The organism is Vogesella urethralis, assembly GCF_007644045.2.
GTDB classification, from domain to species: domain Bacteria; phylum Pseudomonadota; class Gammaproteobacteria; order Burkholderiales; family Chromobacteriaceae; genus Vogesella; species Vogesella urethralis.
The window spans coordinates 1-11,407 of sequence record NZ_VMDW02000101.1; the positions used below are offsets into that span (position 1 = coordinate 1).

The window sequence follows — 11,407 nt, forward strand, 5'->3', positions numbered from 1 at the left end:
TCTTCATGTCCAACTCCTTGTCATGGTGGATTGGACGCTAAAGTTACGTGCTACTCAAGATGGGGTGAACGTCGGTGAACCTCTCGCTGCGGCTTGCCGTTGGCGGAGTGTCTTGTCATCTATTGAGTTGGTTGCTGCTTGCATTTCCGCCTTCGGGCAAGAGGCCCGTTCCAAAAGTAAAAGCCGGCCTCGGGTGGCCGGCTTTCTGGCGTGAGCTGTAAAGTTGTTTACAGGCGTTCCAGTGTTTCAAATTCTACCTGCTGGCAGTCTTCGAATACTGCGCTGCTTTGCAGTACGCGGATCTGGTACGACTTGCCGTTGGCCGCAAAGGTCAGCTCTTTACCGTTGTCTGCTAGCCGCTTGGGTATCAGAAAAACACGTTGCCCCTTTTTTGCATTGGTCTGTGTGATATACAGGCCGCTACTGTTGCCGGAGCTTTCCAGCCCTGGCTCCGACAGCGTAACCGGTAATGGCAGACTGCCCAGTACTTCCACGCCGACGCGGGTGCCACCTTCCACCAGGCGTTGTACGCGGCGGATAACGCACAGCTGCCCTGGGTAGTCTCGCGAGGAAACCCAGATCGTCCGGCCAATCATCAGGCTCTCTACTGCGCGGCCAAGGTAGGTCAGCCCAAAACCAGCCTCGCTCGCATCGTTGACACGCCATTCGTCAGTGATTTCTTCCTGCTGCAGGGAGCCACGGTTCACTTTCAGGTGATGTGCGATCTTTTCGAAGCCGATCTCTACCCGGGCGTGCCCGGAGTAGCTTAGCCGCTCATGCTGGCGCATCGATTTGCCGCCATCTTGTGACCAACGGGCGGAAAGCTTTTGCAACAGATTGCGCCATGTCGGGGTATCCATTGCCGGCAATGCCTGGCGGAAGCCTTCTGGAATGCCCTGGTCAAAGTCCAGAATCAGGTCGGCCAGGCGGTTGACCACGAAGTCGCCCGACCAGTAGCGGCAACCCTTGCCCAGCGTGCCGCGGCGCAGTAGTTGCGGAGGGGCGGGCAGATCAAGGTTGATGACGTACTGGAAATCACTATTCGACGCCGTACTTTGCAGGCGGATGCCTTCGGACAGCCTGGCCAGCAGTAAGTGGATCGCTTCAATCTCGATGGTGAGCAGGTTGTCGGTTTGTGCCAGGTGCAACATGGCGGCCTGGATTAGCAGCTGCTCAGCCGTCGTACTTTCTGCTTGTTCCTCGTACATGGTGATGGCTTTGTTGTGAAAGCCATACTGCTCCGCAAAATGGTACAGACGGTACGCTTGTTGCCAGGTATTGCCATCCGCAGAAATGTAGCGCAACGCACTCCATTTGATCAGGCTGAGCTGATGGTGCAAGGCGCGTATTGCCACCCGTTCGATCAGTGGGTCTACCTGAGGGGACTTGCCACTCTGGAACTGGCGCAGACACAGCTGGTAGCCGTTGGATAGCTCAGTCCAGTAAGCAAGAATGCTGGGTAGGAAAGACTTTGAACGTGAGGCGCCGACCAGAAACTCTTTACACAGCTTGCGGTGCATGTCGACAGCCCTGGTGTCGACGTAGAGTAGGGTGCTGATTCGATCCTTCAGGGTGACGTTGGCATCTTTGTTGATCTTCGCCACAGCCTTGATGATCTCAACCAGCGCAGTGTAGTACTCGGCATTCGGCAGGTTTTTCACCAACATGGTCGCCGATTCGGTCGACTCGCTGGAATTTTTCTTCCTGCCGGAAATGGCACTGATAATGGCTTTGATGTCAATCATTGGGTATGGGTGTCTTGGTCGGTTTGCCGAGGCGGTTTCGTGACTGCCTATAGTATCTTAAACCACAAATCGATAGGAGGCTTGGGCGCATTTGGTCTCCATTTTATATCGATGTCTTATTCAATTGCGGTATGGCGCTGGCGTTCAGTGTGCCACAGGGCTTTATTCAGAATAAAGGGGAGCTTGAATGTTGAAGGCTGCGGTTCAGACTTGCTGCTTTGCAGCAAGCTGGCGATGATGCCTGAAATCGGGCAGTTGTGTGGAAAAATACATACATTTGTTTGATTTTAATTTATTGAAATTTCAGGTGCTTGTGCCTCACGAGAGTGACTCCGTGTAAATTGAGTTAACACTCTAAATTTGGAGTGTGGACCAGAGTGGCAGAGACCACTCCGTCAATTTCGAGGAGATCGCATGAGCAAGTTCAAGGTTGTCAAAAGTGTATTTGTCGCTGCCACGTTGATGGCTGCCACCATGCAGCCTGCCGCCGGTATGGGTACACAACCACCGGCTGATAGTGAGGCTACCTACACGAAGACCAAATACCCCATCGTGCTGGTACACGGTGTTCTGGGGTTCGACAGCTTGCTGGGTATGGATTACTTCTATGGTATTCCGGCCGAGCTACAGCGCAGTGGCGCACAGGTATACGTTGCACAGGTGTCGCCTGCCGACAGTTACGAAAAGCGCGGCGAACAGCTGCTGGCGCAAGTACAGCGTATCGTCGCGATCACCGGTGCGCAGAAGGTGAACCTGATTGGCCATAGCATGGGTGGGCCGACTACCCGTTATGTCGCCTCTGTGCGGCCGGAGCTGGTGGCGTCTGTTACCAGTATCGGCGGTGTCAACAAGGGGTCAAAAGTAGCCGACGCACTGCGTGGCGTACTACCTGCGGGCTCGGTTGCAGAGTCGGTAGCCGTAGCGGCGGGCGGCGCATTTGCCAGCCTGATCCGTTTGTTCTCTACCGGCAGCAGCCTGTCACAAGACGAGTTGGCCACGCTCAATTCGCTTACCACAGCTGGTACGCTGGCATTCAATAGCCGCCATCCTCAGGCGGTGCCGACTACCGCTTGCGGTGAAGGGGCATACCAAGTGAATGGTATCCATTACTTCTCGTGGTCGGGTGCGCAACCCTATACCAACCCGCTGGACGTGGGCGATCCGCTGCTGGCTGCTACCAGTCTGGTATTCGGGGCCGAACCGAACGATGGCTTGGTGTCCACCTGCTCGTCTCATCTGGGTCAGGTCATTCGCGACAACTACCGCTTCAACCATCTGGACGAGACCAATATGTTCTTCGGTCTGGGCAATATCCTGGAAACCAGCCCGGTCACGCTGTTCCGCCAGCACGCCAACCGCTTGCGTAATCTGGGAGTGTAAGCATGCGGCTGCAAGGCAAACTATGGCTGCCACTGCTGCTGGCTGCATTGGCTGCAGCTTATTGGTGGCAGTCGCACCCCGCCACGCAGCCCTTGGACGAGGGGGTGTTTGCTCCCTCGCTACGGCAAACGGCGGTAGATGGTCTGCCGGCAGCAGCGGCAGATGGCAAGATGGACGTGTTGCAGCTCAAGGCGCTGTTTGATTACTACTTGGCCACCCAAGGCGAGCGCACTTTGCCGGAAATTCGTCAGGAAGTAGAAAGACAGTTGGCCGCACGCCTGAGCGGCCAACCATTGCAGGATGCGGTGGACTTCTTCCATCGTTACCTGGCCTATCTTGGCGAGTTGGGCGCGGCAGGTAAGGTACGCCCGGTATCGGCTGACGTGGTATTGCAGATGCGTGAGCGGCTGCAGTTGCTGCGTCAGTTGCGAGCGCGTCATTTCAGCCCGCAGGAAATGCGCCAGCTGTTTGCCCAGACCGACGCGATGGACGAGCTGATCCTGCAGCGCATGGATATTCAGCGCCGGCAGAATATCAGCGCCACAGAAAAGCAGCGTTTGCTGGCCGAGCTGGAGCAAAACCTGCCGCCGGAACAGCGTGCGGCACGGCAGCAGGCCACGCAGCATGTGGTGCTGGCCGAGGCCGAGCAGCAAATGCGCCAGCAAGGTGGTACGCCTGAGCAGCTGCAGGCTTTGCGTACCCGCATGGTAGGCGCCGAGGCAGCGCAGCGCTTGGCCGCCGTAGACGCGGAAGCTGCAGCCTGGCAGGGCAAGCTGCAGCAGTGGCAGCAACAGCGCGAGCAGCTGGGCAAGGACAGCAGTTTGTCCGAGCTGCAGCGCCAGCAAGCGCTGCAGACGCTGGAGCAACAGCTGTTCAGCGAAAACGAGCGCAAGCGGCTTATCGCCTATCAATAAGCCTCGCTGCTGTGCCATCGGTGCCAGTGCCGATATTGAAAACCCCCCCGCTGCCATGCGCAGCGGGGGGGTTTTATCATGTTGCCGTACCGGCGGTGCGGTACAGGCAATCTGGGCTCAGGCAAACAGCTGTTGCAGGCCTGCACCGGGGTCGTCCTGACGCATGAAGGCTTCGCCGACCAAGAAGGTGTGCACCGCATGCTCGCGCATCAGCTGTACGTCGGCTGGCTTGATGATGCCGCTTTCGGTAACGGCGATGCGGTCGTTGCCGATCTCCGGCAGCAGGCGCAGCGTGGTGTCCAGGCTCACTTCGAAGGTACGCAGGTTGCGGTTGTTGACGCCCACCAGTGGTGTACGCAGTTGCAGCGCGGCTTGCAGTTCGTGCTCGTCGTGTACCTCTACCAGCACCGCCATGCCGTACTCGTGCGCCAGCGCCTCGAAGTCGCGCATTTGGGGCAGATCGAGGCAGGCAGCAATCAGCAGGATGCAGTCGGCACCGATGGCGCGTGCCTCGTGGATCTGGTACTCGTCCACCATGAAGTCCTTGCGCAGCACCGGCAGCTGGCAGGCGGCGCGGGCGGCTTGCAGATAGTCTTCGTGCCCCTGGAAGTACTGGGCGTCGGTCAGCACCGACAAGCAGGCGGCGCCGGCCTGCTCGTAGCTGGCGGCGATCTGGGCCGGCTGGAAGTCGGCGCGGATCACCCCTTTGCTGGGGCTGGCTTTTTTGGCTTCGGCAATCACGGCGGCGTGACTGGCAGCGTGCTTGGCGCGGATGGCGGCTACGAAGTCACGCTGGTCGCCGTGGCGGTCTTCGGCTTCGGCGCGCAGGCTGGCCAGGCTGCGTTGCGGGCGGCGGGCGGCCACTTCTTCAACCTTGGTGGCGCAGATCTTTTTCAGGATGTCGGACATGTGCGTGTGGACTTTCTGCTGTGCACCTAGTGGCGCAGATGGGATTCGAAGAATGCTAGCAAACGCTGCGGCAACCACGCCAGTGTGCCGGGAAACGGGCCGCTGACAAAACCGACGTGCCCGCCTTCTGCAGGTTGTTCCAGCGTGACGGCCGGGCTGACCTCGTGCGGGCCGGGCAGGGCGTGCGGCGGCAGGAACGGGTCGTTCACCGCGTTCAGCACCAGGGTTGGTCGCATGATGTGCCGCAACAGCGGCTTGCTGCTGGCGCGAGCCCAGTAATCGTGTACGTCGCGGTAGCCGTGCAGCGGCGCCGTGACCAGATTGTCGAACTCGCCGAACGTACGCGCGCGGCGTACGGCGTTGGCGTCGAATAAACGCGGGTGGTAATGCAGCTGGCGTAGCGATTTCGGCTTCAGGGTGTTCATGAACATGCGGGTGTACAGCACGCGGCCCAGCCCCTGGTCCAGCCGGGTGCTGGCTGCGGCCAGGTCCAGCGGTGCCGATACCGCCGCTGCGGCCAGCGGCAGCGCGCTGTCGGGCTGTTCGCCCAGGTAGCGCAGCAGCATATTGCCGCCTAGCGAGACGCCTGCGGCAAACAGCTGCGTATTTTCTGCGGCCAACCTGCTGCATATCCAGGCAATCTCGGCGGCATCGCCGGCGTGATAGGCGCGGGGCTGGCGGTTTTCCACCCCGCCGCAGCCGCGAAAATGCGGCACCGCGCCGTGCCAGCCACGGCGTGCCACTTCGTGCATCAGGGCGATGGCGTAGTGGCTGCGGCTGCTGCCTTCCAGGCCATGAAACAGCACCACCAGTGGCTGGCCGGGCTGGCCGTCGATGCGGTCGACGGCAATCTGACCGCCATCCGGGGTGTGCCACAGCTCGCGCCGGTACGGCGGTGTAGTTTGCCGGATCAGTAGCGCAGGCCAGATGGTTTGCGCGTGGCTGCCGCGCAGCCAGCGCGGCGCTTGGTAGTGGCTCACGCTTGCGGTTTGATCGCCGACTTGGGGCGGAACGCCTTGACCACTTCGTCGCGGGTTTCCACGTAGGGGCCGCCAATCAGGTCGAGGCAGTAGGGCACCGCCGCAAAAATGCCGGGTACGGTGACGACGCCGTCTTCGCGCAGCCCTTCCAGCGTTTCGCGGATGGCCTTGGGTTGGCCGGGCAGGTTCAGGATCAGGCTTTGCTTGCGGATGACGCCAACCTGGCGTGACAGGATGGCAGTGGGCACAAACTTCAGGCTGATCTGGCGCATCTGCTCGCCAAAGCCGGGCATCTCGCGGTCGGCAACGGCCAGTGTGGCTTCCGGTGTCACGTCGCGCGGGGCGGGGCCGGTGCCGCCGGTGGTCAGCACCAGGTGGCAGCCTTGTTCGTCCACCAGTTCGCGCAGCGTGGCTTCAATGCCGGCTTGCTCGTCGGGAATCAGGCGGGTAACCGTTTCAAAAGGGGAGCGGATGGCCAGGCTCAGCCAGTCCACCAGCGCCGGAATCCCCTTGTCTTCGTAGATACCTTGGCTGGCGCGGTCCGAGATGGAAACCAGCCCCACTTTCAATGTCATGCCTCGTCGTCCTCGTCGTGCTCGTCGTGCTCGTCTTCCGGGGCGTTCTTCTGGCGGCCTTGTTCCGGAATCAGTTCCTTGATCATCTGGAACAGCTGACGGGTGGCTTTCGGCGGCTTGTTTTCTTCACGCTCTTTACGGGCGTTGCGCACGGTGGTGCGCAGTTGTTGCACGTCGGCGGATGGGAAGTCGTCGATAAAGATCTGTACGTTCTTGTCGTCTTCCAGCAGGCGTTCGCGCCAGCGTTCTACCAGGTGCAGCCAACGGGTGTGGGCGCTGCTGTCGCCGCGCAGGGCGGCCAATTGCTGTTCGATCGGCTCCGGGTCGATGTCACGCATCAGTTTGCCGATGTATTGCAGCTGACGACGCTTGGCGCCGTTAGCGGTAAAGCGCTGATAGTCGAGGACGGCGGCCAGCAGGCCTTCGTCCAGGGCCATCTTTTTCAGCTTGGCGGCCGGCAGCTCGGTCAGGGCGCGACCGATGTTCTGCAGCGCGTCCATATCGCGCTTGAGCTGGGATTTGCTGGGTGGCATGCCGTCGTGGCTGCCATTGTTGAAAACGTTCGACATTCGCTAAGACTTGATTAAGGTTTCAAGCTGGTATGATACCGGAAAACCCGCAGTCACGGCCGATTGCCGTGTCTTGCCATCGTGCCAATAACCCGAGAACAACCTTATGGCAGAGCAGATTTTTTCCTATTCCGAAACCGAGCTCGCCGCCGTTGCCGAGCGCTTGCTGGTGCTGGCGGCTGCCGGTGGTGCTACCGCTGCCGAAGCGGATGTGTCCGAAGGCTGCGGCCAGAACGTGTCGGTGCGCCTGGGCGAAGTGGAAACCATCGAGTACAACCACGACAAGGGGGTGTCGCTGACGGTGTATCTGGGGCAGCAGAAAGGCCATGCCAGTACCTCCGATTTTTCCGAGCAGGCACTGGCCGATACCGTGGCCGCGGCGCTCAATATTGCCCGCTACACCATGGGTGACGATTGCGCTGGCCTGGCGGACCCGGCCTTGCTGCTGCAAGCTGGCCAGCGTCGCGACCTGGACTTGTACCACCCGTGGGACCTGCCTGTTGATGACGCCATCGCCCTGGCGCGCGAATGCGAAGACGCCGCCCGCGCCGCCGACCCGCGCATTACCAATTCCGAAGGTGGCACCGTGGCCACCCACGCTACCCGTCATTGCTACGCCAACAGCCACGGCTACAGTGGCAGCCTCACCACCTCGCGCCACAGCCTGTCGGCGGCGGTGGTGGCTAGCGGCGACGACAGCATGCAGCGCGATTACTGGTACACCACCGCCCGTCACGCTGGCGACCTGTTGTCGGCGGCCGAGGTTGGCCGCATGGCAGGCGAGCGCACCGTGCGCCGCCTGAATGCCCGCCGCGTCAAGACCGGGCAGTACCCGGTGATTTTCGAGGCGCCGGTAGCGGGTAGCCTGCTTAGCCACCTGGTGCAGGCGGTGAGCGGCGGCAGCCTGTACCGCAAATCCAGCTTCTTGCTGGATAGCCTAGGCAAGCAGGTGGCCGCGCCCTTGCTGGATGTGTATGAAGACCCGTTCGTGCTGCGTGGCCTGGCTAGTGGTTGCGCCGACGACGAAGGCGTGGCCACCGTCGCGCGCCAGTTCATCGATAAGGGCGTGTTGCAGGGTTACTTCCTGGCCAGCTACTCGGCGCGCAAGCTGGGCATGCAAAGTACCGGCCACGCTGGCGGCCCGCACAACCTGCTGGTGCGGCCAACCTTGGCGGGCGGCCTTCAGGCGTTGCTGGCGCGCATGGGTACCGGCTTGCTGGTGACCGAACTGATGGGGCAGGGCATCAACCTGGTGACCGGTGATTACTCGCGTGGCGCCAGCGGCTTCTGGGTGGAAAACGGTGTGATCGCCTACCCGGTAGAAGAGCTGACCATCGCCGGCAACCTGCGCGACATGCTGCAAGGCATCGACGCCATTGGTGACGATGTCGATACCCGCGGCAGCCGCCATATCGGTTCGGTGCTGCTGTCGCCGCTGATGGTGGCGGGCGAGGCGTGACGCCAGCCTACTGGCAGCAGGCGTGTGCCGAGTTGGCCGCCACGTGCCCGGTGATGGCCGAGCTGGTGGCGCGCTACCCGGCCAGCGTGCTGCGTACCCGTGGCGAGCCGTTCGAGACGCTGCTGCGCGCCATCGTCGGGCAGCAGATCTCCATCGCAGCCGCAGACGCCATCTGGGCACGGCTGGCGGCCTTGCTGGACACCACCCGCCCTGCAGCCGTAGCTGCTGTGGCGCCAGACGCCTTGCGTGCCTGTGGTTTCTCGCAGCGCAAAGTAGAGTACGCGCAAGACCTGGCGCAACACTTTCTGGATGGCCGCATCCTGCCGGCGCAGTTCGATGCCTTGGATGACGAGGCCATCATCCGCGAGCTGGTGGCGGTGCGTGGCATTGGCCGCTGGACGGCCGAGATGTATCTGATCTTCAATCTGTGCCGGCCCGATGTGTGGCCGGTAGACGATATCGGCCTGCAAAAAGCCCTGGTGCAGATCCATGGCCTGGATGCCCGCCCGGCGCTGGCAGTATTCCGCCAGATGGGCGAGCGCTACCGGCCGTGGCGCAGTGTGGCTACCTGGTACCTGTGGCGCATGCTGGACCCGGTAGAGGTGCAGTACTAGCCGGCGTCGATGTCGCGCTGCCAAGCGCCGTTTCGTGTTCCATACTCAAAACAAAACAGGGAGCGAGACATGGACAAGCCGGCAATCGGGCTGGTGCTGGCGGGCGGTGGCGCCCGCGCCGCCTATCAGGTGGGGGTGTTGATGGCGGTGGCGCACATGCTGCCGCGCGATCATGGCAACCCGTTTCCCATTATCAGCGGTACCTCGGCCGGTGCCATCAACGCCGTGGGGTTGGCCGCAGGGGCGACGCACTTTCGCCAGGCCACGGCCTTCCTGGCCAAGATGTGGAAAAACCTGCATGTGACGCAGGTGTACCGCGCCGACTGGCCGTATTTTGCCCGCGCCTTTCTGGCCTGGGGTGGCTCGGTGCTGACCGGTGGCAAGCTCATCCATAATCCCAGCAGTTTTCTCGATAACAGCCCGCTGCGCGACTTGTTGTCAGATGCGGTACGCTTCGACGGCGTGGCGCGGGCCATTGATGCTGGCCAGCTGCGGGCACTGGCGCTGACCGCCTCCTGCTATACCACTGGGCAGTCGGTGACCTTTTTCGAGGGGGATGACTGTATCGACGAGTGGCAGCGCCACCAGCGCCACGGTGTGCGTGAACGCATCGGTATCGACCACCTGATGGCCACCTCGGCCATTCCGTTGATTTTCCCTGCGGCTACCATCAACGGCCGCTTCTATTGCGATGGTGCCATCCGCCAGATGGCGCCGCTGTCGTCTGCCTTGCACTTGGGGGCAGAGAAATTGTTCGTGCTCAACCTCAATACCGAGCGCAAGCCGCAACCGGAGCGGCGTCTGGCGGGGGGCCGGCCAACGCTCGCGATGATCTTCGGCCATTTGCTCAACAGCATCTTTTTTGACAGTATGGCGGCCGATATGGAGCGTCTGACGCGCGTCAATCACACTATTTCGCTGCTGGACGAGCAGGTGCGTTGCAGTGGCCGTACCATGCTGAAGCGGGTAGAGGTGTTCAATATGTCGCCCAGCGTGTCGCTGGAGGCCATCGCTTTCAAGCACGTGCAGCGCTTTCCGCCGGCGATGCGTTTCCTGATGCGCGGTGCCGGTGCCATGCGCAAGCGCGGCTCGGTGCTGGCCAGCTATTTGCTGTTTGATCCCGCCTACGGTAAAGAGCTGATCGACCTGGGTTACAAGGATGCGATGGCGCGTCGTGACGAAATTCTGAATTTTTTACAAAACCATTAGTCTGTTATCGCTGCTGCTTTGTTATCGAGACGCGGCTGGTGCGGTAAGCCCGGCGCGCGTCGCTTTCGTTGCGGTGTGGACAGCGCCGGTGCCAGGCACCGTTTTGAAAAGGGGAAATAATGCATTTAAGCAGACGGCAGGGTTTTGCCGCCATCGCCGCCACCTGCGCGGCAGCCATGGGCTTTGCCCTGTATGCCCAGCACGGGCTGGGTTTGGAGCCGTGCCCGCTGTGTATCTTCCAGCGGGTAGGAATTATCGCCACCGGTGTGCTGGCAGGCGTGTTTGCCGTGTTCAATCCGCAACGGTTGGCCGCCAAGCTTGCGGGCGTCCTGGTAGCTCTGGCAGCGTTGGCGGGTGGTGCGGTGTCTGCCTGGCACGTCTACCTGCAACATCTGCCGAAAGATCAGGTGCCGGCCTGCGGCCCGGGGCTGGACTTCATGCTGGAGACGCTGCCGCTGAGCCAGGTGCTGGCTACCGTGTTCAAAGGTAGCGGCGAGTGTGCCGAGATTGGCTGGACTTTCCTGGGGCAGTCGATGCCGTTCTGGACCGGTTTGCTGTTTATTGCCCTGATTGCCACTGCCCTGTGGAATGCGTTTCGCAAAGCATAATCGGCCTTGAGTCCGGTGCTGGTGAAGCGTGGCTGTTGATGTTGATCATCCAGTCTGGTGTTGCCGCCGGATAAATACAAAACCCGCCTGTTAAGAAGGCGGGTTTTGCTTTGTGGCGAAGAAACGCGTGTGCGGCGCTGCTGCTATTGCCTGTTCGGGATGTGTAAGGACATTGGCGCCTGTGGCGGCGATGTCGGCAGTGCTGAAAAGCTGGCAAGCTGGCGAAGGGGCGGGCAATGCAAAAAGCCTCCCGAAGGAGGCTTTGCACTATTTTTGGCGGAGCGGACGGGACTCGAACCCGCGACCCCCGGCGTGACAGGCCGGTATTCTAACCAACTGAACTACCGCTCCAACCGTAAAACGGTGGTGGGCGTTGACGGAGTCGAACCGCCGACATTCTGCTTGTAAGGCAGACGCTCTACCAACTGAGCTAAACGCCCGAGAA

Annotated in this window: 11 protein-coding genes and 2 tRNA genes; 6 read left to right on the plus strand and 7 right to left on the minus strand. The window is 61.2% G+C overall.

The genetic code is table 11. The annotated features are described in order from the left end of the window. Positions 1 to 227: 227 nt before the first annotated feature. The gene (locus FLQ03_RS14305) at positions 228 to 1,745 is read right to left on the minus strand and encodes a PilZ domain-containing protein (RefSeq protein WP_144374104.1); all 1,518 of its coding nucleotides are present in this window, start codon (positions 1,743 to 1,745) and stop codon (positions 228 to 230) included. A gap of 414 nt (positions 1,746 to 2,159) precedes the next feature. On the opposite strand from FLQ03_RS14305, the gene FLQ03_RS14310 reads away from it, so the two are divergent. Next, the gene (locus tag FLQ03_RS14310) at positions 2,160 to 3,125 is read left to right on the plus strand and encodes a lipase family alpha/beta hydrolase (protein WP_144374105.1); all 966 of its coding nucleotides are present in this window, start codon (positions 2,160 to 2,162) and stop codon (positions 3,123 to 3,125) included. A 2-nt stretch (positions 3,126 to 3,127) separates the two neighbouring features. Beyond that, positions 3,128 to 4,039, plus strand: coding sequence for a lipase secretion chaperone (locus FLQ03_RS14315; RefSeq protein WP_144374106.1), 912 nt, complete (start codon positions 3,128 to 3,130; stop codon positions 4,037 to 4,039). A 117-nt stretch (positions 4,040 to 4,156) separates the two neighbouring features. Here the strand turns inward: FLQ03_RS14315 and trpC are convergent, their stop codons facing one another. The 4 genes from trpC to yjgA are packed head-to-tail and all read right to left on the minus strand — an operon-like array spanning position 4,157 to position 7,072. Further along, positions 4,157 to 4,948: an indole-3-glycerol phosphate synthase TrpC gene (gene trpC / locus FLQ03_RS14320; RefSeq protein WP_144374107.1), complete on the minus strand. Its 792-nt coding sequence runs from the start codon at positions 4,946 to 4,948 to the stop codon at positions 4,157 to 4,159. 26 nt (positions 4,949 to 4,974) lie between these two features. Continuing rightward, complete coding sequence (locus FLQ03_RS14325) at positions 4,975 to 5,928, minus strand: YheT family hydrolase (protein WP_144374108.1); 954 nt, start codon at positions 5,926 to 5,928, stop codon at positions 4,975 to 4,977. Continuing rightward, positions 5,925 to 6,503: a molybdopterin adenylyltransferase gene (gene mog, locus FLQ03_RS14330; RefSeq protein ID WP_144374109.1), complete on the minus strand. Its 579-nt coding sequence runs from the start codon at positions 6,501 to 6,503 to the stop codon at positions 5,925 to 5,927. Before mog ends, FLQ03_RS14325 begins: the two co-directional genes overlap by 4 nt. Further along, positions 6,500 to 7,072: a ribosome biogenesis factor YjgA gene (gene yjgA / locus FLQ03_RS14335; RefSeq protein ID WP_144374110.1), complete on the minus strand. Its 573-nt coding sequence runs from the start codon at positions 7,070 to 7,072 to the stop codon at positions 6,500 to 6,502. The genes mog and yjgA overlap by 4 nt, the downstream gene beginning before the upstream one ends. Before the next feature lie 106 nt (positions 7,073 to 7,178). On the opposite strand from yjgA, the gene pmbA reads away from it, so the two are divergent. From pmbA to FLQ03_RS14355, 4 genes are all read left to right on the plus strand, one after another. Beyond that, complete coding sequence (gene pmbA / locus FLQ03_RS14340) at positions 7,179 to 8,531, plus strand: metalloprotease PmbA (RefSeq protein ID WP_144374111.1); 1,353 nt, start codon at positions 7,179 to 7,181, stop codon at positions 8,529 to 8,531. Then, complete coding sequence (locus tag FLQ03_RS14345; RefSeq protein ID WP_206210990.1) at positions 8,528 to 9,145, plus strand: DNA-3-methyladenine glycosylase family protein; 618 nt, start codon at positions 8,528 to 8,530, stop codon at positions 9,143 to 9,145. The genes pmbA and FLQ03_RS14345 overlap by 4 nt, the downstream gene beginning before the upstream one ends. Positions 9,146 to 9,214: 69 nt before the next feature. After that, positions 9,215 to 10,354, plus strand: a complete 1,140-nt coding sequence (locus tag FLQ03_RS14350; RefSeq protein WP_144374112.1) for a patatin-like phospholipase family protein — start codon at positions 9,215 to 9,217, stop codon at positions 10,352 to 10,354. 119 nt (positions 10,355 to 10,473) lie between these two features. Further along, positions 10,474 to 10,962 (plus strand): disulfide bond formation protein B, encoded by a 489-nt coding sequence (locus FLQ03_RS14355; protein WP_144374113.1) that lies wholly within the window; start codon positions 10,474 to 10,476, stop codon positions 10,960 to 10,962. Between the two features lie 274 nt (positions 10,963 to 11,236). On the opposite strand, the gene FLQ03_RS14360 is transcribed toward FLQ03_RS14355, so the two are convergent. Both FLQ03_RS14360 and FLQ03_RS14365 read right to left on the minus strand, forming a co-directional pair. Next, positions 11,237 to 11,313: transfer RNA gene (locus FLQ03_RS14360), tRNA-Asp, on the minus strand. 13 nt (positions 11,314 to 11,326) lie between these two features. Continuing rightward, positions 11,327 to 11,402 (minus strand) — tRNA-Val (locus FLQ03_RS14365). Between the last annotated feature and the right edge of the window lie 5 nt (positions 11,403 to 11,407).